We start from the raw sequence: 23,801 nt of genomic DNA on the forward strand, positions 1-23,801 counted from the left end.
CTCCGGCGAAAGGACGCGGCAATGGCGCAGAACGATCTCGACTGGTCCATCCCCATCATGCGCGCAGGCTATTCCGGCCGCGCCCTTGTCTATCTCGTGGTCGCGGGCTTCTCGCTCTGGGCCGTCAGTCGCGGGGGGCAGGCCGAAGGCACGATGACCGCGCTGCAATCACTGGAACGGACGGCCTACGGCACACTGATCCTGCTGGCCATCTTCGTGGGCATGCTGTCCTACGCGGTCTGGCGCCTGATCGACGCGGCCTGGGATCTCGAGGATTACGGCAGCGACGGCAAGGGGCTGATCGCCCGGATCGGCATGGTCGTCACCGGCCTTATCCACCTTGGCATCGGCATCGGCGCACTGCTCCTGGTCTTCACCGCCTCGGGCGACGGCGGCGGCTCGACCATCGCGAAAGCGGCGAACACCGTGATGGGCTGGCCCGGCGGGCGCCTGCTGGTGGGCGCGGCGGGCGTCGTGACCGTGGGTGCGGGCCTCTATTACCTGAAAAAGGCCTGGAACCGCGAATACCGCACGCACCTGATCGGCAATCCCGTGACGCGCAACTTCGATCCGGCCCTGCGTGGCGGCGTCGCTTCGCAAGGGTTCGTGGTGACGGTGATCGGCGGCTTCCTGGTCTACGCCGCCATGACGGCCTCGGGCAGCGAGGCCGGCGGGCTCGGCAAGACATTCGACTGGCTGAGCGGACAGCCCTACGGGCGCGTGCTGGTGGGGCTGCTCTGCGTCGGGCTGCTGGGCTTCGCGCTGTTCTGTGCCGTGAACGCGGCGTATCGGATTGTGCCGAAAGCCAGCCATGGCAGCCTCGACACGCTGAAGGCCAAGTTCAAGCAGAAGGCGGCCTAGTCGCCCAAGATGATCTTCACGTAGTTCATCGTCTCGCGGTAGGGCGGCACGCCGCCGTGCTTCTGCACCGCGCCCGGCCCCGCGTTGTAGGCGGCGAGCGCCAGCCGCCACGATTTGAACGTGTCGTATTGCTGACGCAGGTAGCGCGCGCCGCCGTCGAGATTCTGACGTGGCCGGCGCGGATCGACCTTCAATCGTGCCGCGGTGCCCGGCATCAGTTGCGCCAATCCAATCGCGCCCTTGTGCGATACCGCGTTGGGGTTCCAGCCGGATTCCTGCTGGACCAGCCGCAGGAACAGGTCCTCGGGGATGCCGTGCTTGCGCGCGCTGGCACGCGCCACGGGCAGATATTCGCCGCGATACTTGCCGGTAAAGCGCTGTATCGGCGTGTCGCCGGCGCGGGTCACGGGTTTGGCCACCTGCGGGCGGAGCTTGTCCGACCCGCGATACTGGCTCGAGGCCCGGCCATCCAGAACATCCAGCTTGTCGAGAAACAAAGCCCGCCCGGTTTTGGACGACATGCTCAGCGCGTCCGCGGACGCGGCGGTGGTCATCGCGGCGGAAAGCAGCCCCGCCAGCCAGATTGCGCGTCGCATCGCGCCCCTCATCCCTGTCCCTGTTGCCGCCGACTATAACCCGAAGTGCCGATTCGGGAAGTCCCGGGCCATGCGCGGGTTGCTGGCGGGCGGCATTGGCGGATATAGCGGAGCGCAACGCCGACACATCACACGCAAGACAAAAGGGAGGCACCCCAATGGCGGGTTCCGTGAACAAGGTCATCCTGATCGGCAATCTGGGCCGCGACCCCGAGGTCAGGACGTTCAGCAATGGCGGCAAGGTCTGCAACCTGCGCATCGCCACGTCCGAGAACTGGAAGGACCGCAACACCGGCGAACGGCGCGAACGGACCGAGTGGCATTCCGTCGCCATCTTCTCAGAGCCCCTGGCCCGCGTGGCCGAGCAGTACCTGAAGAAGGGCTCGAAGGTGTATATCGAGGGCCAGCTGGAAACCCGCAAATGGCAGGACCAGTCGGGCCAGGACCGCTATTCCACCGAGGTCGTGCTGCGCCCCTACAAGTCCGAACTGACCATGCTCGACGGCCGTGACGGCGGCGGCGGTGGTGGCGGCAACTACGGCGGTGGCGGCGGCGGATACTCCGACGACCGCGACGACGGCTACGGCGGCGGGTCGGGCGGCGGCGGCCGCGGCGGTTCGGGTGGCGGCTATGGCGGCCCGCCTGCCAGCGACATGGACGACGAAATCCCGTTCTGATCGCCATTGCGCAGGATCCGGGTCGCCCCGCGCGGCCCGGTGACCGATCCATGGGCCAGGCTTCTCGAAAGGCTTGGCCATGGTGCAGACCGCATTCGCCCTGATCCTCTTCCTCGCGCCCCTGGCCTACAGCCCGGGGCCCGGGAACCTGTTCTTCGCCGCCAACGGCGCGCGATTCGGCCTTCGGGCCACGCTCCCCGCCAACGCGGGCTATCACCTCGCCACCTGGATCGTGACGGCGGCCATCGGGATGGGATTCCTCGCCGCCATGGCGCGGCACCCGGAGATATTCGCCGCACTGAAAACCGCCGGGGCGGCCTACGTGCTGTGGCTGGCCTGCCGGCTGGCCCGCGCGGGGCGCCACGAGGGCGACCGAGCCGCGCGCCCGGCGGGGTTCGTGGATGGCGCGGTGCTGCTGCTTCTGAACCCCAAGGCCTATGTCATCATCGCGCTGATGTTCACCCAGTTCCTCGGGACCGACGCGACAGGAACCCTGGCCCCGGTCCTGCTGATCGCCACGGTCTTCACCCTCAACAACCTGCTGGCCTTCCTGGCGTGGACATGGGCCGGCGACGCGCTGGCCGCCCGCTTTGCCGATGCGCGTGACGCCGCGCGGCTGAACACCGGCTTCGCGGTGCTGCTCGCCGGCGTGGCGCTGTGGATGCTGCTGGCCTAGGCCGCGCGGGCCGCGTCGAGCGTGGCCAGAACGGCCTCGGCCGGAACGTCGGCGGTGACGAAGGCCTGGCCGATCCCGCGTGCGAGGATGAACCGCGGGACGCCGTCCACCACCTTCTTGTCCTGGCCCATCAGGTCCAGCAACGCCTGCGACGGCGGCAGCGCGCCCGGGATGTCGTCCAGCGACCGCTTCATGCCCATGGCCTCGAGATGCGCGCGCACGCGGCTGGGTTCTTCCTGGCTGCACAGCCCCAGCCGCGCGGACAGGTCGAACGCCAGCGCGCAGCCGATGGCCACGCCCTCGCCATGCAGAAGCCGGTCGGAATAGCCCGTCGCCGCCTCGAGCGCGTGGCAGAAGGTGTGGCCCAGGTTCAGAAGCGCGCGGTCGCCCTGCTCGGTCTCGTCGCGCATGACGATATCGGCTTTCATCTGGACGGACCGCTGCACGGCCTGCGCCCGCAGCGCGCCGTCACCGGCGGCCAGCGCGGGGCCGTTCGCTTCGAGCCACTGGAAGAACTCCGCGTCGCCCAGCAGGCCGTATTTCGCGACCTCACCGTAACCGGCCCGGAAATCGCGCGGTGTAAGCGTTTCCAGCACATCCGTATCGGCCAGCACAAGGCTCGGCTGGTGAAACGCGCCCACCAGGTTCTTGCCGGCGGGCGAGTTGATGCCGGTCTTGCCGCCGACCGAGCTATCGACCTGCGCCAGCAGCGACGTGGGCACCTGAACGAAGCGCACGCCGCGCCGAAGGATCGCGGCGGCGAAGCCCACCAGGTCACCGATGACGCCCCCGCCAAGCGCGATGACCACGTCCCGCCGCTCGACCTTCTGCGCCAGCAGCCATTCCACGACCTCCTGCAGGCGGGCCCAGCTTTTCGTGGACTCTCCCGGCGGCAGCGTCAGAGCCTCGGAGGCGATGCCCGCGTTCATCAGCGCGGCTTGCAGCGGCGCGAGGTGATGCGCCGCGACCGTCTCGTCGGTGACGACCACCACGCGCGGGCGGCTGAGCAGCGGCGCGACCAGCGCACCCGCCTGCCCGATCAGTCCCGGACCGATCCGCACGTCGTAGGACCGCGCGCCAAGGTCCATATGGACGACGCCGCCGCTCACAGCTCGACCTCCGCGCCCAGCACCCCGCCATGCACCGACAGTGCCGCGATGACCTTCTGTGCCATCTGCTCGATGCTCAGCCGCCCGTCGGCATCGACGATGACGCCGGCTTGGGAATAGGCCGGCTCGCGCTTGGCACAGAGCTCGCTCAGCGTGGCCTTCGGGTCGGGCGTGCGCAGCAAGGGGCGGGTGTCCTTATGGCGCACGCGGGACCAAAGGAGTTCAAGATCGGCGCGCAGCCACACGGCGATGCCGCGCGCGGCGATCATCTGGCGATTGCGATCGGCCAGGAAGGCCCCGCCGCCCGTGGACAGGACCGATGGCGTTCCGTCCAGCAGGCGCGACAGGACCTGGCTTTCCTTCTCGCGGAAATAGGGCTCGCCGTAGCGTTCGAATATCTCGGGAATGGAGAGGTTCGCCGCCCGGACGATCTCGGCGTCCGAATCGACAAAAGGAGCATCCAGAAGGCGGGACATGGCCGTGCCGACGGCGGTTTTTCCCGCGCCCATCATGCCCACGAGCGCGACGGTTTTCTGCAAGGTGCGGCTCAAACGGCGTTCCCCCGCTCATATTGTTGCAATCCGGCCTTGAATGGCGTGAAACTGCCGAAAAGACCAGTTATAAAAGCGGCAATCGGCGCCCAGAACGCCGCGGGCCGGGGCAGGATCAGCAAGGGGCACAGCTTTTGTTCAGACTTTTCAAGGCACTGATTTTCCTTCTGATCCTCGGCTTCATCGGGCTTGTGGGTTACGCCTATCTGGGCGACATGTCGCCCGATCAGTCGCAACAATCGGTCCCCGTCACACTGGATGGTCAATAGCCGCGTTCTTCTCATGGCCTGCGCCCTGCCCATGGCCGCCACGGCCCAGGACCGGGCGCCCCTGTCGGCCATCGGGTGGCTGTCGGATTCCGTGGCCCTGCCCGCCGCGCTGCCGCGCCCCGTGGCCCCCGACGCGGCCGAGCCGCCCGTGGCCTCGAACGCGCTGCCCGGCCGGGTGACGGTCCGCCCGCTGGATGGCCCCGACGCGCCGCCAGCGGCCCTTGGCCTGTTCTCGCCCGCCTCGCGTGGCCTTCCGTCCGAGCTTTGGGCACCGGGAGCGGATCCGGAACTCGGCGCCATACGTCCTGCCACTCTCGCATCCAGCCAGCGGCTGCTGCATGATCTTCTGGCCGCCGATCCAGGGCGCAGCGGTGCCGACGACGCGGACGAGGCGCTGTTTCTCGAACGGGTCGATGCGCTGATGGGGTTGGGGCAGCTCGACACCGCGCGATCCATGCTCGATCTCGCAGGGCGCGACCGGCCGCGGTCGTTCCGGCGCTGGTTCGACATCGCGCTGCTGACTGGGCAGGAGAACGCGGGCTGTTCGGCCATGCGGCGGCTGCCGCAGATCACGCCCACCTACCCCGCGCGCATCTTCTGCCTGGCGCGCGGCGGCGATTGGCGCGCGGCGGAACTGACGCTCGAGACGGCGCGCAGCCTCGATGTCATCACCGCCGCCGAGGCCGAGCGGCTGCGCCTGTTCCTGGATGAACTGGCCGATCCGCTGATGCTGCCACCGCCGGTGTCGCCCACACCGCTGGATTTCGCGATCCTGGCCGCGGTGGGCGAGCCACTGCGCACCCCCGCGCTGCCGCTGGCCTTCGCGCACGCCGACCTGCGGCCGATCACCGGCTGGAAGCTGCGGCTCGACGCCGCCGAACGGCTGGCCCGGCGCGGCGCCATCACGGCCGACCGGCTGTGGCAAATCTATCACGAGCGGTCGCCGGCCGCCTCGGGAGCGCTGTGGGACCGGGTGGAATTGGCACAAGAGCTGGACGCAGCCGTTGAGGCTGCGGATCCCGCCCGTGTCAGCGCACTGTTACCGCAGGTCTGGGACGCGATGCAGGCGGCGGGCCTGCCCCATGCGCTCGCGATGCGCTATGCCGATGACCTGGGCCGCCTGCCGCTGACGGGACCGGCCCGCGACATTGCCGCACAGCTGTCCGCCCTGACCGGCGCGCCCGCGACCACGCCGCTGTTGCCGTTCGTTGCCGCGTTGGTCGGGGGCGGCGATGCCCCCCTCCCGGCCCAATCCCCGCTGGAAGCCGCCATCGCCGACGGCCTGCAGGTCACGCCACCGCCCGCCCGGGCGTCGCGCGCGATTGCCGAGGGGCGCCGGGCCTCCGCCGCCATCGACGCCGCCGCGCTGCTGGATGACGGGGCCGAGGGCAACCTGGACGCCATCCGCCAGGGGCTGGCCACCCTCGTGGCAGCAGGCTTCCACGACACGGCCCGCCGCGCGGCCATAGAACTTGCCATACTGGGACCCGATGCATGAGTGACGCCGGCGACATCGCCACCTTTCTCGACGCGCAGGCCGCCGAGCTGGACGCGGCCACAAACACGCAGCTGGCCTATGCGCGCGACCTGCAGCACTTCGCCGACTGGCTGGACGACACGCGGCTGACCCAGGCGCAGCGCGGCCAGATCGAGGATTACCTGGTGCATTGCGACGCCCAGGGCCTGTCGGTGGCCACGCGCGCGCGGCGGCTGTCGGCGATCAAGCAGTTCTTCCGCTTCGCCGTCGAGGAAGGCTGGCGCGACGATCACCCCGCGATCCAGATCAAGGGACCGGGACGCGCGCGCCGCCTGCCGAAGACGCTGGAGGTCGACGAGGTCGAGCGCCTGCTGGATGCCGCGCGCCAGACTGGCCGCTCCACCGCCGACCGGCTGCGCAACACCTGCCTGACCGAACTGCTCTACGCCACGGGGATGCGCGTATCCGAGCTTGTCGGCCTGCCGGTCAGCGCCGCGCGGGGCGATCCGCGCATGTTGCTGATCCGGGGCAAGGGCGGGCGCGAACGGATGGTGCCGCTGTCGGAACCGGCGCGCGCCGCGCTGTCGGCGTGGCTGTCGGTGCGCGATACCGCCGATGCCGACGCGGTCACCAAGGGCGTCAAGGCCTCGATCTTCCTGTTCCCGTCGCGAGGCAAATCGGGCCACCTGACGCGGCACCGGTTCTATGTCCTGATCAAGGAACTGGCGGTCACGGCCGGGGTCGATCCGGCCAAGGTGACGCCGCACACCCTGCGCCACGCCTTCGCCACGCATCTTCTGGCGGGCGGCGCCGACCTGATGGCGATCCAGACGTTGCTGGGCCACGCCGACGTGGCCACGACCGAGATCTACACCCACATTCTCGACGCCCGGTTGCAGGAATTGGTGCTGGATCATCACCCGCTTGCGGCGCCCAAGGGTTGAAGCGGGCGCATCCCCGCCCCATAACCTGAATTCACGCCCCTGACATTGGCCCATCGGTAAAGACCCCGCCCCATGTATGACGCCGCTTTCTGGATCACCTCGCTGTCGATCCTTGGCCTGCTGGTCTGCTCGGGCTTCTTCTCCGGCTCGGAAACCGCGCTCACGGCCGCCTCGCGCGGCAAGCTGCGGTCCCAGGCCGACCGGGGCAGCAAGGGCGCGCAACGCGCGCTCGAGATCACCGAGGACAACGAGCGGCTGATCGGCTCGGTCCTTCTGGGCAACAACCTGGTCAACATCCTCGCCACGTCGCTGGCCACCGCGCTCTTCACGCGGCTGTTCGGCGACAGCGGTGTGGCGCTGGCGACGCTCATCATGACGCTGCTGGTGCTGATTTTCGCCGAGGTGCTGCCCAAGACCTACGCCATCACCAACGCCGAATCCGCCGCCGCGACCGTCTCGGCGCCGATCAAGATCGTGGTCAAGCTGTTCGCGCCGGTGGTCGGCGCGGTGCGCATGCTGGTGCGCGGGATCCTGCGGCTGTTCGGCGTGCAGACCGACCCCGACAGCCACATCCTCGCCATCCGCGAAGAGATCGAGGGCGCCCTGAACCTGGGCCACTCCGAGGGCGCGGTGGAAAAGGAAGAACGCGACCGCATCCTGGGCGCGCTGGACCTGAGCGAGCGGACGGTCGAGGAAATCATGCTCCACCGCTCGAAGATCGAGATGGTGGATGCCGACCGCCCGGCCTCCGAGATCCTGCAGCAATGTCTCGACAGCCCCCACACCCGCCTGCCGATCTACCGCGACAAGCACGAGAACATCCTGGGCGTCGTCCATGCCAAGGACCTGCTGCGCGCGCTTTACGCCCGCCGAATCGCGGCCAACGGCGCCGACAATGCCTTCGACGGGTTCGAGATCACCGAGGTCGCGATGGAGGCGTATTTCACGCCCGAGACCACCACGCTCGAAGACCAGATGCGCCAGTTCCTCCACCTGCACACCCACTTCGCGTTGGTGGTGGACGAGTACGGCACCTTGCAGGGCCTCGTGACGCTCGAGGATATCCTTGAAGAGATCGTGGGCGAGATCACGGACGAGTTCGACCTCGAAGAAGACCAGCCGCTGAAGCGCACCGAGGACGGCGATTACATCATCGACGGCGGCATGACGATCCGCGACCTCAACCGCGCCGCCGACTGGTCGCTGCCCGACGAAGAGGCCAACACCATCGCCGGCCTCGTCATCCACGAGGCGCAGACGATCCCGACGCAAGGCCAGGTGTTCAGCTTCCACGATTTCCGCTTCGAGGTGATCGAGCGGCAGGACAACCGCATCACCAAGCTGAAGATCCGGCCGCTGACGTGAGCCATTACGCCTATCTCGACGCACCCGGTCCCATCGCCTTCGCCCATCGCGGCGCCGCCGAACGCCACGCCGAGAACAGCTTCGAGGCGGTCGAGCGCGCCGTCGGCATGGGCTTCACCCACGTGGAAACGGACATCCAGGCCACGTCCGACGGCGTGCCGGTGCTGTTCCACGACGACACCACCGACCGCCTGCTGGGCCGCAAGGGCCGCATCGCGGACCTGGACTGGCACACGCTGTCGGGGCTGGAGCTTGCGGGCGGCGGCCGTGTCGCCCGGCTGGACGAGGTCTTTCGCGCCTTCCCCCGGCTGCGGCTGAACCTCGACGCCAAGACCGACGATGCCGTGCGCCCCATGGGCGACGCCATCGCCGCGGCGCGGGCGCAGGACCGCGTCTGCGCGGCGTCGTTCGTGCAGGCCCGCACCGACGCGCTGCGCCTGCGCTTCGGCCCCGGGCTCTGCTGGTCGCCGGCCATGGGCGGGGTCGCCAAGGCGTGGTTCGCCGCGCGCCTGCGCCTGCCCGGGCGGTTCGCGCCGGCGCTGCAGGTGCCCACCCACTGGAACGGGATCGCCGTGGTCACGCCCCGGCTGATCCAGGCGGCCCACCGGCGCGGCAGCCAGGTGCATGTCTGGACCATCGACGCGCCCGACCAGATGCACGCCCTGTTCGACATGGGCGTGGACGGCGTGATGACCGATCAGCCCAAGGTGCTGCGCGACGTGATGACCGAGCGCGGCGCCTGGGGTCAGAGCGCGTAGAGCGCCCCGAACTTCGTTTCCAGGTAGTCCAGCAGCGGCGCCTCGCTTGGCGCGGTGCCGCAGGCGCGGGTGATCAGCTCGCGCGGCGCGTAAAGCCCGCCGTGCCGCTGGACGTTCTCGCGCAGCCAGGTTGTCGCGGGCGCCGTGTCGCCTTGCGCCAGGTGATCGTCCAGGTCCGGCACCGCCGCCCGCATGGCAGCGTTCAGGCATCCCGCGTAGACATTGCCCAGCGTGTAGGTGGCGAAGTAGCCGAACAGCCCCACCGACCAGTGTACGTCCTGCAGGAACCCGTTGGACGGCCGGTCGATCGGGTAGCCGAAATCGGCCGCGAACCGGTCGTTCCACGCGCCTTCCAGGTCGCCCACCGCCAGGTCGCCGGCGATCAGCGCACGCTCCAGGTCGAAGCGCAACAGGACGTGCAGATTATACTGCACCTCGTCCGCCTCGGTTCGGATGAAGCCTCGATGCAGCCGGTTCACCGCGCCGTAGAAGGCATCGGCGTCGAGGCCCGGATCCCCGAAAACCTCGGCCATGCGACCGTGCAGCCAACCGGTGAAGGGCCGCGACCGGCCCAGCTGGTTCTCGTAGATCCGGCTCTGGCTTTCGTGCACGCCCATGGACACGCCCCCGCCCAGCGGGGTCATCAGGTAGGCGCGGTCGATATTCTGCTCGTAGGTGGCGTGGCCGACCTCGTGGATGGTGGAATACAGGCAGTTGAACGGATCGGTCTCGACCGTGCGGGTGGTGATCCGCACGTCGTCACCCGAGCCCGAGCTGAACGGATGCACCGCGCGGTCGATGCGCCCGCGGGTGAAGTCGTAACCGAACGCCCCGGCCAGCTCGCGCGACAGGTGGAACTGCGCCTCGGGGTCGAAACGGCCCGTCAGCGCCGCGGGCTGCACGTCGCTGTCCATCGCGGCGTCGCGCAAGGCGACAAGCCGGGGGCGCAGCGCGTCGAACATGGCCGACAGGGTGGCCGCAGTGGCCCCCGGCTCGTAATCGTCCAGCAGCGCGTCGTAGGGGTCGCCCCCCTCGGCCAGGGCCTGCGCCTCGTCCCGTTTCAGGGCCACGACCCGGTCGAGGATGGGCAGGAACGGCTTGGGGTCGTCCGCCGCGCGCGCCTCGGCCCAGACGCCCTGCGCCGTGCTGGTCACGCGCGCGATTTCCGAGGCGAGCTTGCCCGGAACCTTGCGCGCCTTGTCGAAGCCGCGCCGGATCTCGCGCAGCTGCGCCGCCTGCACGTCGTCCGCGGGCTCGGCCGCCGCCAGCCAGTCGCCCACGCGGGGATCGGTCCGGCGGTCGTGCAGCATCGCCGACAACACGCCCATCTCCTCGGCCCGCTGCTCGGCCGCGCCGCGCGGCATCACCGTCTCCTGGTCCCAGCCCAGGCGGCCCGTCACCTCGGCCAGCGCGTGGGTGTCGCGCTGGAACGCCATCAGCTCGTCATAGGCGCTCATGCGGTGGCGCCCCGCACGGACTGGGCGCGCGGATAGGCCGTCTGGTGGCGGGCGCGCAGGACCAGAACCCAAAGGACCACGGCACCGAACTGGTGCAGGATCGCCAGGTGCCAGGGCGCGGCATGCACGACCGTCACGATGCCCAAAAGCATCTGCACGAACATCATCCCCAGCATCGCGCCGAAGGCCCCCCGCGTGGCGGTGAACGGCGACCGGCGGGCGCGCAGGAACACGAAGATGCCGAAGGCCAGCAGGACATAGCCGCTCATCCGGTGCATGAACTGCACCAGACCGTCATTCTCGAAGAAGTTGCGCCAGACCGGCTGGATGTCGAACGGATAGGGCGGGAAGAAGCCGCCCGCCATCAACGGCCAGTCGGTATAGCCCCGGCCCGCGTCGATCCCCGCGACCAGCGCGCCCAGTATGATCTGCAGGAAGGTCAGCCCGACCAGCCAGCCACCGAGCCGCATCAGCCCCGCCTCGCGCGACCGGCGCGCCTGCATCAGCTGCGCGTCGGGCCGGCCGAGGCTGAAAGTCCACCACGCGATGAGGCCGAGGATCACGAAGGCCAGGCCCAGATGCGTCGCCAGCCGGTAGGACGCGACATCCAGCGCGGCCCCGGTCAGGCCGGAACTTACCATCCACCAGCCGATGGCGCCCTGCAGCCCGCCAAGCGCCCCTATGCCGATCAGCCGCCCGGTCCAGCCCGGCGGGATGTTGCGGGTGACGAGAAAGCCCACGAAGCCCAGGGCCCAGACCAGCCCGATCAGGCGGCCCAGCTGCCGGTGGCCCCATTCCCACCAATAGATGAACTGGAACTCCTCAAGGGTCATGCCCTTGTTCTGCAACTGGTATTCGGGGATGGCGCGGTACTTGTCGAACTCTGCCTGCCACGCGGCCTCATTCATCGGCGGGATCGCCCCGGTCACGGGCGCCCACTCGGTGATCGACAATCCGCTGTCGGTCAGGCGGGTAAGGCCGCCCACGGCGATCATCACCACTACCAGTGCGAAAAGGATCATCAGCCAGATCCGCACCGCGCGGCGCGCGCCGCGGGGCCGTGCATCGATCATGCCACCCCTGGGCGCTTCGGCCGGCTTCCCGCCGCTATCGACCTCTTCGAAAATGGACCGCTTGGTGGCCATGTATCCCCCGTCTTTCGCTCGCGCAGACCCTATGCCCGCCGCCCCTGCCCCGCAAGTCAGCCACCCTGGGACCGGCCCCGCACCAATTGCCGCAGCGCGCCATGCAGAAGCTGCACATCGGCCTTCTGCAGCGGCATCCGGCTCCACAGGTTGCGCAGGCTCCGACGCATGTGCGGCGCCTTCTCGGGCGGGAAGAAGAAGCCCGCGTCGTCCAGTCGGTCGTTCAGATGCTCGGCCCACCGCTCGACCTCGAGCGCGGTGGCGGGCGGCTCGGCGGCGCGCTCGGCCGCGGGCGGCGGCAGATCGGCCTGCCGGCGCCACTCGTAGGCCACCAGCAGCACGCATTGCGCCAGGTTCAGCGACGCGAAGGCCGGGTTCACCGGCACCGTGACGATGGCGTTGGCCTGTGCCACGTCGTCATTTTCCAGCCCCGCACGCTCGGGTCCGAAGATGAAGCCGATGCGCTCGCCCGCCGCCATGCGCGCCCGTGCCTCGGCCACGGCCTCTTCCGGCGTGAAGACGGGCTTGGTCAGCTCGCGGCTGCGGGCGGTCGTGGCGAAGGTGAAGCTGCAATCCTCGGCCGCCTCGGGCAGCGTCGGCGCGACCTTCGCCCCTTCGAGCACGGCCACGGCGCCCGAGGCCAACGCCTCGGCCCTGGGGTTGGGCCAGCCGTCGCGCGGCGCGACAAGCCGCATGTCGGTGAACCCGAAATTCAGCATCGCGCGTGCGGCGGCGCCGATATTCTCGCCCATCTGCGGGCGGACGAGGATCATGGCGGGCGGGGTGTCGGCGGGCTGTTCCATGGCGGTGCTGATAGGGTCCCGGGCGGTGACGGGCAAGCGTGGTCAATCCGGTCCGGCCACGCTAGAAGGCCGTCTGAACCGCCCCAAGGAGACCGCGCGATGAGCGACGACGCCCCGCAGCTTTACCTGATTTCGCCGCCGCAGATCACGCCCGAGACGTTCCCCGAGGACCTCGCCCGCCTGCTCGACGCCGCGCCGGTGGCCTGCTTGCGGCTGGACCTGACGTCGCGCGATGCCGACACGCTGCTGCGCGCCTGCGACGCCGCCCGCGCGGTGACGGAGCCGCGCGACGTGGCGCTGGTCCTGCGTGACGCGACCGAGATCGCGCAGCGCGCCGGCGTCGACGGCGTGCACCTGTCGGGCGGTGCGCGTCACGTTCGGGCCGCGCGCAAGACGCTGGGCGCGGACGCCATAGTCGGCGCCTTCTGCGGCGCCTCGCGCCATGACGGGATGAACGCGGGCGAATCGGGCGCCGATTACGTCAGTTTCGGCCCGGTGGGCGGCGCGGCACCGGCCGAGGGCACGCTGGCCGACGACGAGCTGTTCGCCTGGTGGTCCGAGATGATCGAGCTGCCCGTCGTGGCCGAGGGCGGGTTGTCCGAGGATCGTATCGCGGCGCTGAGCCCGGTGAGCGATTTCATCGCGCTCGGCGAAGAAGTCTGGTCGGCCGACGATCCCGCCGCCCGGCTCGCCCAGCTTCACGCCCTATTCTGAGGGACGGTCCCCGCGCACCGCGACCTCGGCCGCACTGGCCAGCGCCTTGCGGTCGGGAAAACCCGCGACGCTCAGCGGGGCGTGGAATTCGACCCGCACCGCGCCGCGATGGCGGGCCGACAGCACCCGCAGCAGGTGCGGCCCGAACTCCATGTCGCCCCACCATCCGTAGAACTCGGGCGGCTGGCCCTCTGGCGCGGTATAGCGGACGCTGACGGGCTGAATCGCCATCCGTGCCTTCATGTCATCTGTGAAGAACGCGGCGAAAAGCGTTGTCTTGAATGGTAAAACCATGCGCCCGTCGGTCGAGGTGCCTTCGGGGAAGAACAGCAACCTGTGTCCGTCGCGCAGACGGCCCACGAAGGTATCGCGCTGCGCCGCCGCCTCGCGCCGGTCGCGCCGGATGAACACCGTGCCCGTGGCCCGCGCCAGCCAGCCAATGCCGGGCCAGTCGGCCACCTCGGCTTTCGACACGAAGTAGAGCGGCCCGGCGGCGTTCAGCACGAAGATGTCCAGCCAGGACGCGTGGTTTGCCACAAGCGCGCCGGGGTGATCCATCATCCGGCCCTCGGACCGCCAGTCCAGCCCGCAAAGCCACACCGCCCCCCGGCACACCCCTTGCGTGATCCTCGGTGATACCGGCCGCGATGGGCCGGCCAGCGGACGCTCCACCAGCCGCACCGTCAACAGCAGGAGGAGGCCGCCGAACACCAGCAGCGCCAGCGGCAGGATGCGCGCCGCGATGCGCAGCCGGTCGCCCCAGGTGAAGGGCGGATGGTCGGGGTAAGGGGCATCGTCCCAGCCGCTCACGGGCGCGCGCCGGTGTAGCGCGCGGCCTGCGCGGCGTTCATCCGCTCGGTGTCGATGACCAGGCACACATCCGTCGTGTTGAAGTCACGATCGACGAACGCGCCCTGCCCGACGAAGCCGCCCAGCCGCAGGTAGGCCTTGATAAGCGGCGGCACCGCGCGCATGGCGGCCGCGCGATCGACCTGGGCCTCGGGCACGCGATCCATGGCCACCGCGCCGGGCGGGCGGGCCGTTACGCGCAGCTCGGGCGGGGCCAGGTGACGGTGGTGCAGGATCGACAGCGGCGCGGCCAGCGCGTCCGGGTCCGTGCCGTGGAAGCTGGCCACGCCGAACAGGATGTCGATCTCGTGCTGTCGGACGTAATCGGCCAGCCCGGTCCAGAGCTGGAACATCGCCATCCCCCCCCGGTAATCGCGATGGATGCAGGAACGGCCGAGCTCCATCAGCCGGCGCCCCGATTCCAGCAGCGGCGACAAGTCGTATTCGTCGGCGCTGTAGAACCCGCCCGCCGCGCGCGCCGCCTCGCAGCGCAAGACGCGGTAGACGCCCACCACGTCGTCGTCGCCGGGGCGATTGCGGTCGCGCAGGATCAGGTGATCGAAATAGGGGTCGAACCGGTCGGCCTCGCGCCGGGCGACGTGATCGACCAGCGGGCCATCGCCGCCCAACTCCTCGACGAACACGGCATAGCGCAGCCGCTGGGCCTTCGCGAGATCATCCGGGCCGCTGGCCAGGGACAGCTCAAAGAGGGGCTCGGGCATCATCTGCGCCATGTTCGTGGTCGGGGCGCCACGGGTCTAGGCGGACCCCTCGCGCTTGGCAAGGCGAGCCCGCGCGGCCGCGCGGGTTTACACGGCGGATAGCTTGTGTTGACACTTCGTTAATCTCCCCGTGCGCTAATGGCGTGGCGCTCCGCGCTACTCGTCGAAAACGGGGATCAGGTCGATGCGCTTGCCGTCGACCACCACTTTCCCCTCGTGCTGGAACATGACCGTGACGATCCCGCCGATATTCGATTGGACCTGCCCCAAGCCCCAGTCGGGCTGCGTGGGGTGGCGGACGAGCATCCCGGGCTCGAGCAGGGCATTCATTCCGGACACGCGTCACCTTCCTTCCGTCGTTCGCGCGGGGCGTCCATGACCATGAACACCTCCAAGCTCAGCGCCCTCCTGGGGTCGCGCATCTGCCACGACCTGATCTCGCCGCTGGGCGCCATCGGCAATGGTGTCGAGTTGTTGCAGATGTCGGGCGCCGCCGACAGCGCCGAATTGTCGCTGATCAGCGAAAGCGTCGAGAACGCGAATGGCCGCATCCGCCTGTTCCGCGTGGCCTTCGGCGCCGGCAATCCCGATCAGCGGATCAGCGCGGGCGAGATCGCGTCGATCCTGCGGCCCATGGGGCAGGCCCGTCAGCTGACCATCGGCTGGGACCCGATCACCGACATGGCGCGCGACGATGCCCGGCTGATCTTCCTGCTGCTTCTCTGCCTGGAAACCGCGCTGCCCTATGGCGGCGATGTCCAGATCGAACCCTCGGGCGCCCGCATCGTGCTGCGCGCCAGGGCCGAGCGGATGCGCCACGATCCCGCGCTCTGGCTCCAGCTTCACACCGACGGGGCCGAGGTCCCGCAAGCGTCCGAGATCCAGTTCCCCCTGGCGCGGCTTGCCGCCGCCGAAACCGGGCGCAGTATCGACACCGTGGTCGAGGAGGGGCGAATCGACATCGCGGTGTGAGCCGCCCAGTCGCGGCGGCGCTGCCTTGCCACGATGCCGAACCCGCATGGCTGCGCGGGTCCAACTACGCCGCGGCGCCACCCTGCGGCAGGTTTCGAAGCCTCACGGCAGGCCCCGATCATGGGGGGTCAGACGGCGGAGACGGCTCCAAAACGGAAAAATTCGCCTCCGACCGACAAAGCGAACCACCTTGGATTCGTGAAACGCGATCGGAACGGCACCTGAAAACGCCGCCCCGATCTGCCAAAGGCCTCAGCCGCGCGTGTTGCCGGTGCCGCGCACCTTGTACTTGAAGCTGGTCAGTTGCTCGGCGCCCACCGGACCGCGGGCGTGCAGCCGCCCGGTGGCGATCCCGATCTCGGCGCCCATCCCGAACTCGCCCCCGTCGGCGAACTGGGTCGAGGCGTTGTGCATGACGATGGCACTGTCGACCTCGTTCAGAAACCGCGCGGCCGTCTCCGCATCGTCGGTGATGATGCAATCCGTGTGGTCCGAGCCGTAGCGCGAGATATGGGCCATGGCGCCGTCGATATCGTCGACCACGCGGGCGCCGATGATCTTGTCCAGGAATTCGCGCCCCCAGTCATCCTCGCCCGCCGCGACCACGCCGTCGATGGCGGCCACGTCGGCGTCACCGCGCACCTCGACACCGGCATCCAGCAGCGCGCGGACCACGCCCTGCCCCACGGTCTTCAGCACGTCACGGTGGATCAGCAGGCATTCCGCCGCGCCGCAGATGCCGGTGCGCCGGGTCTTGGCATTCAGCACGACCTTCAGCGCGGCCTCGGGGTCTGCATCCTTGTCGATGTAGATGTGCACGATGCCTTCGAGATGGGCGAAGACCGGCACGCGGGCCTCGCGCTGGACAAGGCCCACAAGGCCCTTGCCGCCACGGGGCACGATCACGTCGATATAGTCGGTCATGGCCAGCATCTCGCTGACAGCGGCGCGATCGCGGGTGGGGACCAGCTGAACGGCGTCCTCGGGCAGGCCCGCGTCGGCCAGGCCCTGCACGAGGCAGGCATGGATCGCGCGCGAGGAATGCAGCGACTCGGATCCGCCACGCAAGATCACCGCATTGCCGGATTTCAGGCACAGCGCGCCGGCATCCGCCGTCACGTTGGGGCGCGATTCGTAGATCACGCCGATGACGCCGATGGGCGTGCGCACCCGCTCGATGGCAAGGCCCGAGGGCATGTCCCAGCTGTCCAGCGTCGCGCCCACTGGGTCCTCCTGCGCCGCGATGGCGCGCAGGCTTCCCGCGATCGCCTTGACGCGGTCGCCGTCCAGCATAAGCCGGTCCAGCATTGCGGGGCTCAGGCCCTTCTCGCGGCCGAACTCCATGTCCTGGGCGTTGGCGGCCACGATCTCTGCCTCGGCCGCTTCCAGCCGGTCGGCCGCGGCGTTCAGCGCGCGGGTCTTGGCCTCGGCGGGCGCGATGGCCAGTTGCTTGGCCGCCGCGCGAGCGCGCGATCCCATGTCGGCCATCAGGGCCGCGATATCGTCGGTATCTTTCATCTTTCGTCCTCCTTCAGACGACCATGTCGTCGCGGTGGATAAGCGCCGCGCGGCCGGGATAGCCCAGCAGGTCGGCGATCTTCTCGGACCGGGCGCCCGCGATCGTGCGCGCCTCGTCCGCGTTGTAACGTGTCAGGCCATAGCCCAGGTGGGCGCCCTTGCTGTCGACGATGGTGACGCTGTCGCCGCGCTCGAACGTGCCGGTGACGCGGATAACCCCCGCCGGCAGCAGCGAGTTGCCGGATCTTAGCGCCTTGACCGCGCCGTCGTCGATGGTGATCTCGCCCACCGACTTCATGGCCGAGATCCAGGCCTTGTAAGCCGCCTGCGGCGTGGTTTTCGAGCGGAACCAGGTGCAACGACCGCCATCGGCCAGCTTGCGCAACGCGTGCGACTGGTCGCCTTGCGCGATGGCCATGGCGCAGCCCGCGCCCATGGCCGTGCGCGCGGCGATCAGCTTGGTGCGCATCCCGCCCTTCGACAGGTGCGACGCGGCCTCGCCCGCCATGGCGGCGATCTCGGGGGTGATTTCCTCGACCAGCGGCAGGTGCTCGGCGTTCGGGTCCTTCTGTGGGTTGGCCGTGTAAAGCCCGTCCACGTCCGACAGCAGCACCAGCTGGTCGGCGCCCACGGTCACGGCGATCTGCGCGGCCAGGCGGTCGTTGTCGCCGAAGCGGATCCCGTCGGTGGCGATGGTGTCATTCTCGTTGACGATGGGCATGACGCCCATCTTCAGAAGCGTGCCCATGGTCGCCTGCGCGTTGAGGTAACGGCGGCGGTTCGCGGTGTCCTCCAGCGTCAGCAGCACCTGCGCGGTGGTCACGCCGTGGGGCGACAACGCCTCTTGGTAGGCGCGGGCCAGCCGGATTTGTCCCACGGCCGCGGCCGCCTGCGCTTGCTCCAGCGGCAAGGGCCCGTTGCCAAGCCCCAGCACGCCGCGCCCCAGCGCGACCGAGCCGGACGAGACCAGCAGCACCTCGGTGCCGTTGGCCTTCAGTTCGGCCACGTCCTCGGCCAGGCCCAGAAGCCACGGAAGCCGCAGCGTTCCATCCCCGCGATCGACCAGCAGGGCCGAGCCGATCTTGATCACCAGTCGCTCTGCGTCCCGGAGTGAGGGGGTTAGGGTTGCCATGTGTCGTCCTTGTCGTTTGCGTCGGACCGGCGCAGCTTGTCGTCCGAAATCTCGGCGCGCACGGCGCGCAACACCTCGGTCAGACCTTCGCCGGAGACGCCCGACATAAGCCAAAGCGGACCGTCCGCAACCGCTTCGAGAGATTTCTTCGCGGCAGCACGCTCTTCGTCGTCCAGCGCGTCGATCTTGTTCAGCGCGGTGATACGCGGTTTCTCGGCCAGGACGCCGCCATAGGCCTCGAGCTCGTCGATGATCGTGCGGTAATCCGCGGCCGGATCCTCGGCGGTGGCGTCGACCAGGTGCAAAAGGACCGAGCAGCGCTCGACATGGCCCAGGAAGCGGTCGCCGATGCCCCGCCCCTCGTGCGCGCCGGCGATCAGGCCGGGGATGTCGGCCATCACGAACTCGGCCCCGTCCACGCCCACGACGCCCAGGTTGGGGTGCAGCGTGGTGAAGGGGTAATCGGCGATCTTCGGCCGGGCGTTGCTGGTCGCGGCGAGGAAAGTCGACTTGCCCGCGTTGGGCAGCCCGAGAAGGCCTGCATCGGCGATCAGCTTCAGCCGCAGCCACACCGTGCGCTCGACCCCCGGCTGGCCGGGATTGGCGCGGCGCGGCGCCTGGTTGGTGGAGGACTTGAAATGCAGGTTGCCCCAGCCGCCATTACCGCCGCGCGCCAGCACGAGCCGCTGGCCCACCTCGGTCAGGTCGGCGATGACGGTCTCCTCGTCCTCGTCCAGGATCTCGGTGCCCACGGGCACGCGCAGCACGATGTCGTCGCCATCGGCGCCGGTGCGCTGCTTGCCCATGCCCTGCTGGCCGTTCTTGGCGAAGAAATGCTGCTGGTAGCGGAAGTCGATCAGGGTGTTCAGCCCGTCGACCACCTCGACCACCACGTCACCGCCCCGGCCGCCATCGCCGCCGTCGGGGCCGCCGAACTCGATATACTTCTCGCGCCGGAACGAGATCGCACCGCCCCCGCCGCTGCCCGAGCGGATATGCACCTTGGCCAGATCGAGAAATTTCATGGGGAGACCTTCAGGGTTGCTCGCTCGAGGCGATAGAGGATGACGGGCGCAGGCTCAAGCCGCGCGGAGGAGCGGCCCAGGCCCTGCCCTGTTTGCTGGAACCCCAGCTTGCGCATCACCGCGCCCGAGGCCGGGTTGTCGGCGAAGTGGTCCGCCACCACGGTTTGCAGCTCGAAGCGGTCCATGACGTCGGGCAGGAACGCGCCCGCCGCCTCGGTGCACAGCCCCCGCCCCCAGTAGTCGGGGTCGATGAACCACGCTGTCGTGCCCTCGCCCGCGGTGTCGTTGGGCGCGACCATGATCGTGCCGATCAGCCGCCCCAGCCGCGTGCAGATGGCCGCGCGAAAGCCCGGCCGCCCGCGATATTTCCACGCCTGCACCCAGCGATGCGCCGCGTCCTCGGGCCAGGGCGACGTGGCGCCCCAGATCATCGGCGCAACGCGCGCGTCGCCGCCGATCCGGGCCAGCGCGGGCACGTCACCGTCCCGCAGCTCGCGCAGGCGCAGGCGCGGGGTCCGCAGGCGATACCGGCGCGACGCCGCCCAGTCAGTCCGCGACATCACCAGATCGCGGGCCGGCATCATCTGCGACAGCGGCGTCGACCAGATCTCGCGCGGGCCATCGTCGCGGAATCCCATGCGCAGCAGCGCCGCGCGGGACCGGTCGTTGCCCTGCATGTGGCTCGCGCGCAGCGCCTGCGCGCCGCTGCCCGCGAACCAGGCGTCGATCACCGCGTCCCCCGCCTCGGTCGCGTATCCCCGTCCCCAGGCCCGGCGGTCCAGCCAATAGCCCAGGTCCGGGTCCACCCCGATCAGGCCGCACAGCCCGTCGGAATCGTCGATGGCCCAGACCGGCGCGCTGCCCGCGCGCGTTTCGGCGATGAACCGCTCGGCATCCGCGCGGTCGTAAGGATAGGGTGGCGCGGCCAGCCAGCGCACCACGTCGTAATTGCCCATCGAGGCGGCGATGGCGGGCGCGTCTTCCGGCGTGGGCGGGCGCAAGGTCAGCCGCGCGGTGCGAAGGCTGCGCGCGACGCCCGCCACCGCGTCAGACCATCCGGCGGGAATAGGTCCAGGTCGGAACCGTCGCGCCCCGCGCGACCGAGTAGGTCTCGGCGTCGCCCAGCCACTCGAACCCGGCATTGGTCAGCACCCGCGCCGAGGCCGGGTTGTCCTGGAACACCTCGGCGAACAGGGCCGTGGCCTGGTGCGGGTTGCCCTCGAGGATCGCGGCGATGGCCTCGGACGCGATATGGGCGCCCCAGGCCGGCGGGGCGACCCAGTAGAACAGGTTCGACTGCGCCCGGTCCAACCGCTTCAGCCGCACGACGCCCGAGACGTGGGACTGGCCCATGGGGCTCGCGTCGATGATCCAGACATCCTCGGTCCGGTCCGGGTGCTGCGCCTGGCGCACCAGCGCCTCGGTCGCGCCCGGGGGCAGCGGGTGCGGGATGGTCTGGGTGGCCCGCGCGACACGCAGATCGGCGCGGTGCAGTTCCAGCAGGCCGGTATCGCCGATCTCGACCGGGCGCAGGATCAGCCGCTCGGTGCGGTAGGTGGGCTGGTCGATCATCGCGTCGCGCGCCCTGCATTGCGGGGCGGACAGGCCGCCCGGATCCGGCACGGCCCGGGTGATGACGTTGGCTTTGCGGTCCATGGCATCGGGCTCCTCCCAAAGCGCCGCCCGGAAAAACGAAAAGGACCGGCCGAACCGGCCGGTCCCTTGTTCGATCGGGCGCGGTGCCGGTTTACTCGGCCGCTTCGGCCTCGGGCAGGACCGAAATGAAGGTGCGACCCTTCAGGCCCTTGTGGAAGGTCACGCGGCCATCGACGGTCGCGAAGATCGTGTGATCGCGCCCCAGGCCCACGCCTTCGCCCGGCCACCACTTGGTGCCGCGCTGACGCACGATGATGTTGCCGGCGACGGCTTCCTGGCCGCCGAACAGCTTCACGCCAAGGCGGCGTCCGGCAGAGTCGCGACCGTTACGGCTGGAACCGCCTGCTTTCTTGTGTGCCATCTGTCGTTACTCCTTACTGGTTCTTCGCTTCGGCGACCCAATCGGCCAGCTTGGCGCCGGCACCGATCTGGTCGGCCACGTAGCCGATTTCGGCCTCGGACCACGCGGTCATCTGGTCGAAGTGATAGACGCCGGCGGCGTTCATCTTCTTCTCCATGGCCGGGCCCACGCCGTTCAGCGTCTTCAGGTCATCCGCCTTGCCGTCCCGCGGTTCGGTCAGCAGGTTGCCCGGCTTCGCGGTGGCGTCGGTGTCACCCGCGTCGGTCTTGGCGGCAACCTTCTCGGCCGCCTGGCCGGTGGCCGCGCGCTTCTTCATCTCGGACTGGCCGGTGCGGTTCTGGACGTAGTCGCCCTTGTCCGCCGCGACGCCGGTGAAGCCCGCGATGCCCGCGCCGATGGCTTCCTTCACGCCGGTCTTGTCGGCGCCCGATTCAAGGATGTCGCCGATGCGCAGCAGGGTCAGCTGCTGGCGGTGGCCCTTCGTGCGCTTGCTGCCGTGCTTACGGCGGCGCTTGACGAAGTGGATGACCTTGTCGCCCTTGATCTGTTCGATGACCTCGGCCTGGACGCCCGCACCTTCCACCAGGGGGGTGCCGACCGTGCCGCCGACCATCAGGATGTCGTTGAACTGGACTTTTTCGCCAGCATTCGCCGCAAGCTTTTCCACGCGCAGGACGTCGCCCGACTGGACCTTGTATTGCTTGCCGCCGGTTTTCAGAACCGCGAACATGTCGTCTTCCTTTGTCTTCCGCGTCCTGTGGCCCCGCGCCTGCGGTGTTTTCGGGGACGGCCCCGCCTCGGACAGCGCGCCCCGCGATCGGAGCGTCATAAATATGTAAAGCCCGACACCGACTCGCGCCGGGATCAGGTCGGCGGTGTATCCAAGGGATCGGCCCGTGTGTCAAGCGCCGCGGCGCTCAAATATCCTGCGCCTGCATGAATTGCGCGGCCGCGCGGCCCAGGTCGGTCGAGATGTCGACGAAGACCCGGTCGAACGCCCCGAACAGTGCCGAATTCAGCGCCTGGCCGGTGTCGGTTTCCGAAAGCGAGATGTAGGCGTCGAGATCCGCGTCGCTCAGCGGCTCGTAGGCCAGCGTGAGAAAGCCATAGAGCCACTGCTCGGTATCGCCGCGGATCTCGGGCTCCTGCGCCCAGACATCCGCGATCATCTGCGACTCGCCCATGGCCTCGGGGAAGGCATCGCCGTCATCCAGCCCGCGGTAGAAGGCGAAGTTCGAATTCAGCGCCCCCGCCACGTTCATCTCCAGCAGATCGTTCGCCTCGATCAGCGTCTCGATCATGGCGATGCGCGGTGCCTCTTCGGCACGCATCCGCGCTGCGCGTTCCTCGGCCGCATCCTCGACCGTTTCGTCACGCAGCGCCTGGCGCGCCGCGACTTCCAGGTCGGTGATCGTGCGCCCCAGGTCCGAGGTGAAGAACGTGACCAGCCGCGCGGTATCGGCGTCCGACAGGCCCCGCTCCAGCCCCGAGACCAGCTGGCTCTCCATCCGCTCGGTGTCATAGATCCCTTCGACCACGCGGCGCCACGCGGCACCGCCCTGGCCGGGAAACATCTCGTCTTCCAGGTCGGCGCCGTATTCCACGCCCTCGTCCTGCATCACCGCGATGATGTCGCCCAGGCGCATGGCGTCGAACAGGATCTGCGCCCCCTCCTCGTCCTGCGCGAGCGCCGGGATCGGGGCGGCACAAAGTGTCATCAGCGGCAGCGCGAGGCGGAGAGTCATGGCAAGGTCCAGTCGAGGAAGAGGAACGGCGGGGCTCTCAAGAAGATATGCGCCCCGCCCCGCCCCGCAAGGTCAAACCGATTTCACAGCGCCCCGCGAAAACCGCTTGCACCCCGTGCGCTGCCGTCCTAAATGCCGCGCAGACCCCCGCGGAGAGGTGCCGGAGTGGTCGAACGGGGCGGTCTCGAAAACCGTTGACCCTTCACGGGGTCCCAGGGTTCGAATCCCTGTCTCTCCGCCATACTACAATCACCCCCGATTTTACCCCCTAACGCTTTGAACGGTAATGATAATTCCGGGGTTCGAAACCCCTGATTCCGCGAGTACGCCAACCTGTCCGAAAACGTCAGTCTGAGGGCGAGTCGCTGTAACTCAAACCGCCCGCTTTCCCATACTTTACAGGGGCTTAAGAGAAACGC

General features: G+C 69.2%; 27 protein-coding genes and 1 tRNA gene. 10 read left to right on the forward strand and 18 right to left on the reverse strand.

Features of this window, described 5'->3' with window-relative positions; translation table 11 throughout:
- Positions 1-21: 21 nt before the first annotated feature.
- Positions 22-861 carry a DUF1206 domain-containing protein gene (locus BMX96_RS03930; RefSeq protein ID WP_091844314.1) on the forward strand — a complete coding sequence of 280 codons (840 nt, stop codon included), beginning with the start codon at positions 22-24 and terminating at the stop codon, positions 859-861.
- On the opposite strand, the gene BMX96_RS03935 is transcribed toward BMX96_RS03930, so the two are convergent.
- Entirely contained in the window at positions 858-1,457 is a 600-nt protein-coding gene (locus tag BMX96_RS03935) for a lytic transglycosylase domain-containing protein (RefSeq protein WP_091844315.1), read from the reverse strand. The genes BMX96_RS03930 and BMX96_RS03935 overlap by 4 nt on opposite strands.
- 158 nt (positions 1,458-1,615) lie before the next feature.
- Between BMX96_RS03935 and ssb the strand changes: the two genes are divergently transcribed.
- Together ssb and BMX96_RS03945 are read left to right on the forward strand one after the other, a co-directional pair.
- Complete coding sequence (gene ssb, locus BMX96_RS03940; protein WP_091844316.1) at positions 1,616-2,134, forward strand: single-stranded DNA-binding protein; 519 nt, start codon at positions 1,616-1,618, stop codon at positions 2,132-2,134.
- 79 nt (positions 2,135-2,213) lie between these two features.
- Complete coding sequence (locus BMX96_RS03945; RefSeq protein WP_091844317.1) at positions 2,214-2,810, forward strand: LysE family translocator; 597 nt, start codon at positions 2,214-2,216, stop codon at positions 2,808-2,810.
- On the opposite strand, the gene aroB is transcribed toward BMX96_RS03945, so the two are convergent.
- From aroB to BMX96_RS19570, 3 genes are read right to left on the reverse strand one after another with little or no spacing between them, the layout of a single operon-like run.
- Complete coding sequence (gene aroB, locus BMX96_RS03950; RefSeq protein WP_091844398.1) at positions 2,807-3,898, reverse strand: 3-dehydroquinate synthase; 1,092 nt, start codon at positions 3,896-3,898, stop codon at positions 2,807-2,809. The genes BMX96_RS03945 and aroB overlap by 4 nt on opposite strands.
- A 17-nt stretch (positions 3,899-3,915) precedes the next feature.
- Entirely contained in the window at positions 3,916-4,470 is a 555-nt protein-coding gene (locus tag BMX96_RS03955; protein ID WP_175481644.1) for a shikimate kinase, read from the reverse strand.
- Entirely contained in the window at positions 4,467-4,709 is a 243-nt protein-coding gene (locus BMX96_RS19570; RefSeq protein ID WP_175481645.1) for a hypothetical protein, read from the reverse strand. Before BMX96_RS19570 ends, BMX96_RS03955 begins: the two co-directional genes overlap by 4 nt.
- A gap of 19 nt (positions 4,710-4,728) precedes the next feature.
- Between BMX96_RS19570 and BMX96_RS03965 the strand changes: the two genes are divergently transcribed.
- The 4 genes from BMX96_RS03965 (at position 4,729) to BMX96_RS03980 (ending at position 9,283) form a co-directional block, all read left to right on the forward strand.
- Positions 4,729-6,237 carry a hypothetical protein gene (locus BMX96_RS03965; RefSeq protein ID WP_139209941.1) on the forward strand — a complete coding sequence of 503 codons (1,509 nt, stop codon included), beginning with the start codon at positions 4,729-4,731 and terminating at the stop codon, positions 6,235-6,237.
- A complete protein-coding gene (locus tag BMX96_RS03970) occupies positions 6,234-7,160 on the forward strand; it encodes a site-specific tyrosine recombinase XerD (protein ID WP_091844320.1) in 927 nt (308 codons plus the stop codon). The genes BMX96_RS03965 and BMX96_RS03970 overlap by 4 nt, the downstream gene beginning before the upstream one ends.
- A 72-nt stretch (positions 7,161-7,232) precedes the next feature.
- Positions 7,233-8,525: an HlyC/CorC family transporter gene (locus tag BMX96_RS03975; RefSeq protein WP_073126113.1), complete on the forward strand. Its 1,293-nt coding sequence runs from the start codon at positions 7,233-7,235 to the stop codon at positions 8,523-8,525.
- Positions 8,522-9,283, forward strand: coding sequence for a glycerophosphodiester phosphodiesterase family protein (locus BMX96_RS03980; protein ID WP_091844321.1), 762 nt, complete (start codon positions 8,522-8,524; stop codon positions 9,281-9,283). Before BMX96_RS03975 ends, BMX96_RS03980 begins: the two co-directional genes overlap by 4 nt.
- On the opposite strand, the gene BMX96_RS03985 is transcribed toward BMX96_RS03980, so the two are convergent.
- Genes BMX96_RS03985 through BMX96_RS03995 form a run of 3 tightly spaced genes read right to left on the reverse strand, consistent with a single transcriptional unit; the run spans position 9,271 to position 12,688 of the window.
- Positions 9,271-10,740 (reverse strand): carboxypeptidase M32, encoded by a 1,470-nt coding sequence (locus BMX96_RS03985; protein WP_091844322.1) that lies wholly within the window; start codon positions 10,738-10,740, stop codon positions 9,271-9,273. The genes BMX96_RS03980 and BMX96_RS03985 overlap by 13 nt on opposite strands.
- A complete protein-coding gene (gene ctaA, locus BMX96_RS03990) occupies positions 10,737-11,885 on the reverse strand; it encodes a heme A synthase (RefSeq protein WP_091844323.1) in 1,149 nt (382 codons plus the stop codon). The genes BMX96_RS03985 and ctaA overlap by 4 nt, the downstream gene beginning before the upstream one ends.
- Positions 11,886-11,941: 56 nt before the next feature.
- The gene (locus BMX96_RS03995; protein ID WP_091844400.1) at positions 11,942-12,688 is read right to left on the reverse strand and encodes an RNA methyltransferase; all 747 of its coding nucleotides are present in this window, start codon (positions 12,686-12,688) and stop codon (positions 11,942-11,944) included.
- Positions 12,689-12,787: 99 nt separating this feature from the next.
- Between BMX96_RS03995 and BMX96_RS04000 the strand changes: the two genes are divergently transcribed.
- Positions 12,788-13,402 (forward strand): thiamine phosphate synthase, encoded by a 615-nt coding sequence (locus BMX96_RS04000; RefSeq protein ID WP_091844324.1) that lies wholly within the window; start codon positions 12,788-12,790, stop codon positions 13,400-13,402.
- On the opposite strand, the gene BMX96_RS04005 is transcribed toward BMX96_RS04000, so the two are convergent.
- The 3 genes from BMX96_RS04005 to BMX96_RS04015 all read right to left on the reverse strand — a co-directional run bounded on the left by BMX96_RS04005 (position 13,394) and on the right by BMX96_RS04015 (position 15,303).
- Positions 13,394-14,212: a lyso-ornithine lipid O-acyltransferase gene (locus BMX96_RS04005; protein ID WP_091844325.1), complete on the reverse strand. Its 819-nt coding sequence runs from the start codon at positions 14,210-14,212 to the stop codon at positions 13,394-13,396. The two genes, BMX96_RS04000 and BMX96_RS04005, sit on opposite strands and share 9 nt — an antisense overlap.
- Entirely contained in the window at positions 14,209-14,973 is a 765-nt protein-coding gene (locus tag BMX96_RS04010; RefSeq protein WP_236736945.1) for an L-ornithine N(alpha)-acyltransferase, read from the reverse strand. The genes BMX96_RS04005 and BMX96_RS04010 overlap by 4 nt, the downstream gene beginning before the upstream one ends.
- 156 nt (positions 14,974-15,129) lie before the next feature.
- Positions 15,130-15,303 carry a DUF3553 domain-containing protein gene (locus BMX96_RS04015; protein WP_373280044.1) on the reverse strand — a complete coding sequence of 58 codons (174 nt, stop codon included), beginning with the start codon at positions 15,301-15,303 and terminating at the stop codon, positions 15,130-15,132.
- A gap of 45 nt (positions 15,304-15,348) precedes the next feature.
- On the opposite strand from BMX96_RS04015, the gene BMX96_RS04020 reads away from it, so the two are divergent.
- Positions 15,349-15,945, forward strand: a complete 597-nt coding sequence (locus BMX96_RS04020; protein WP_091844326.1) for a histidine phosphotransferase family protein — start codon at positions 15,349-15,351, stop codon at positions 15,943-15,945.
- Between the two features lie 252 nt (positions 15,946-16,197).
- Here the strand turns inward: BMX96_RS04020 and BMX96_RS04025 are convergent, their stop codons facing one another.
- From BMX96_RS04025 to BMX96_RS04060, 8 genes are all read right to left on the reverse strand, one after another.
- Positions 16,198-17,463 (reverse strand): glutamate-5-semialdehyde dehydrogenase, encoded by a 1,266-nt coding sequence (locus tag BMX96_RS04025; RefSeq protein ID WP_091844327.1) that lies wholly within the window; start codon positions 17,461-17,463, stop codon positions 16,198-16,200.
- 13 nt (positions 17,464-17,476) lie between these two features.
- Positions 17,477-18,595 (reverse strand): glutamate 5-kinase, encoded by a 1,119-nt coding sequence (proB, locus tag BMX96_RS04030; RefSeq protein ID WP_073126137.1) that lies wholly within the window; start codon positions 18,593-18,595, stop codon positions 17,477-17,479.
- On the reverse strand, positions 18,583-19,620 hold the full coding sequence (gene obgE / locus BMX96_RS04035) for a GTPase ObgE (RefSeq protein ID WP_091844328.1): 1,038 nt from the start codon (positions 19,618-19,620) through the stop codon (positions 18,583-18,585). Before obgE ends, proB begins: the two co-directional genes overlap by 13 nt.
- Positions 19,617-20,663 carry a GNAT family N-acetyltransferase gene (locus BMX96_RS04040; RefSeq protein WP_175481646.1) on the reverse strand — a complete coding sequence of 349 codons (1,047 nt, stop codon included), beginning with the start codon at positions 20,661-20,663 and terminating at the stop codon, positions 19,617-19,619. The genes obgE and BMX96_RS04040 overlap by 4 nt, the downstream gene beginning before the upstream one ends.
- A gap of 4 nt (positions 20,664-20,667) precedes the next feature.
- Positions 20,668-21,276, reverse strand: coding sequence for a GNAT family N-acetyltransferase (locus tag BMX96_RS04045; protein WP_330220628.1), 609 nt, complete (start codon positions 21,274-21,276; stop codon positions 20,668-20,670).
- Positions 21,277-21,367: 91 nt separating this feature from the next.
- A complete protein-coding gene (rpmA, locus tag BMX96_RS04050) occupies positions 21,368-21,637 on the reverse strand; it encodes a 50S ribosomal protein L27 (RefSeq protein ID WP_073126142.1) in 270 nt (89 codons plus the stop codon).
- 13 nt (positions 21,638-21,650) lie between these two features.
- Complete coding sequence (locus tag BMX96_RS04055) at positions 21,651-22,367, reverse strand: 50S ribosomal protein L21 (RefSeq protein WP_073126144.1); 717 nt, start codon at positions 22,365-22,367, stop codon at positions 21,651-21,653.
- Positions 22,368-22,554: 187 nt separating this feature from the next.
- Entirely contained in the window at positions 22,555-23,382 is an 828-nt protein-coding gene (locus BMX96_RS04060; protein ID WP_236736946.1) for a DUF2059 domain-containing protein, read from the reverse strand.
- Between the two features lie 151 nt (positions 23,383-23,533).
- Between BMX96_RS04060 and BMX96_RS04065 the strand changes: the two genes are divergently transcribed.
- A tRNA-Ser gene (locus BMX96_RS04065) sits at positions 23,534-23,623 on the forward strand.
- Positions 23,624-23,801 lie beyond the last annotated feature (178 nt).

It is taken from the genome of Palleronia pelagia (genome assembly GCF_900110115.1).
GTDB lineage: Bacteria > Pseudomonadota > Alphaproteobacteria > Rhodobacterales > Rhodobacteraceae > Palleronia > Palleronia pelagia.

Excerpts from the sequence above, each read along its gene's own strand:
- BMX96_RS03930 (WP_091844314.1), top strand. The coding sequence starts at position 22 with ATGGCGCAGAACGATCTCGACTGGTCCATCCCCATCATGCGCGCAGGC.
- BMX96_RS03935 (WP_091844315.1), bottom strand. The coding sequence starts at position 1,457 with ATGCGACGCGCAATCTGGCTGGCGGGGCTGCTTTCCGCCGCGATGACC.
- ssb (WP_091844316.1), top strand. The coding sequence starts at position 1,616 with ATGGCGGGTTCCGTGAACAAGGTCATCCTGATCGGCAATCTGGGCCGC.
- BMX96_RS03945 (WP_091844317.1), top strand. The coding sequence starts at position 2,214 with ATGGTGCAGACCGCATTCGCCCTGATCCTCTTCCTCGCGCCCCTGGCC.
- aroB (WP_091844398.1), bottom strand. The coding sequence starts at position 3,898 with ATGGACCTTGGCGCGCGGTCCTACGACGTGCGGATCGGTCCGGGACTG.
- BMX96_RS03965 (WP_139209941.1), top strand. The coding sequence starts at position 4,729 with ATGGTCAATAGCCGCGTTCTTCTCATGGCCTGCGCCCTGCCCATGGCC.
- BMX96_RS03970 (WP_091844320.1), top strand. The coding sequence starts at position 6,234 with ATGAGTGACGCCGGCGACATCGCCACCTTTCTCGACGCGCAGGCCGCC.
- BMX96_RS03975 (WP_073126113.1), top strand. The coding sequence starts at position 7,233 with ATGTATGACGCCGCTTTCTGGATCACCTCGCTGTCGATCCTTGGCCTG.
- BMX96_RS03985 (WP_091844322.1), bottom strand. The coding sequence starts at position 10,740 with ATGAGCGCCTATGACGAGCTGATGGCGTTCCAGCGCGACACCCACGCG.
- ctaA (WP_091844323.1), bottom strand. The coding sequence starts at position 11,885 with ATGGCCACCAAGCGGTCCATTTTCGAAGAGGTCGATAGCGGCGGGAAG.
- BMX96_RS03995 (WP_091844400.1), bottom strand. The coding sequence starts at position 12,688 with ATGGAACAGCCCGCCGACACCCCGCCCGCCATGATCCTCGTCCGCCCG.
- BMX96_RS04000 (WP_091844324.1), top strand. The coding sequence starts at position 12,788 with ATGAGCGACGACGCCCCGCAGCTTTACCTGATTTCGCCGCCGCAGATC.
- BMX96_RS04010 (WP_236736945.1), bottom strand. The coding sequence starts at position 14,973 with ATGCCCGAGCCCCTCTTTGAGCTGTCCCTGGCCAGCGGCCCGGATGAT.
- BMX96_RS04015 (WP_373280044.1), bottom strand. The coding sequence starts at position 15,303 with ATGAATGCCCTGCTCGAGCCCGGGATGCTCGTCCGCCACCCCACGCAG.
- BMX96_RS04020 (WP_091844326.1), top strand. The coding sequence starts at position 15,349 with ATGACCATGAACACCTCCAAGCTCAGCGCCCTCCTGGGGTCGCGCATC.
- BMX96_RS04025 (WP_091844327.1), bottom strand. The coding sequence starts at position 17,463 with ATGAAAGATACCGACGATATCGCGGCCCTGATGGCCGACATGGGATCG.
- proB (WP_073126137.1), bottom strand. The coding sequence starts at position 18,595 with ATGGCAACCCTAACCCCCTCACTCCGGGACGCAGAGCGACTGGTGATC.
- obgE (WP_091844328.1), bottom strand. The coding sequence starts at position 19,620 with ATGAAATTTCTCGATCTGGCCAAGGTGCATATCCGCTCGGGCAGCGGC.
- BMX96_RS04045 (WP_330220628.1), bottom strand. The coding sequence starts at position 21,276 with ATGGACCGCAAAGCCAACGTCATCACCCGGGCCGTGCCGGATCCGGGC.
- rpmA (WP_073126142.1), bottom strand. The coding sequence starts at position 21,637 with ATGGCACACAAGAAAGCAGGCGGTTCCAGCCGTAACGGTCGCGACTCT.
- BMX96_RS04055 (WP_073126144.1), bottom strand. The coding sequence starts at position 22,367 with ATGTTCGCGGTTCTGAAAACCGGCGGCAAGCAATACAAGGTCCAGTCG.
- BMX96_RS04060 (WP_236736946.1), bottom strand. The coding sequence starts at position 23,382 with ATGACTCTCCGCCTCGCGCTGCCGCTGATGACACTTTGTGCCGCCCCG.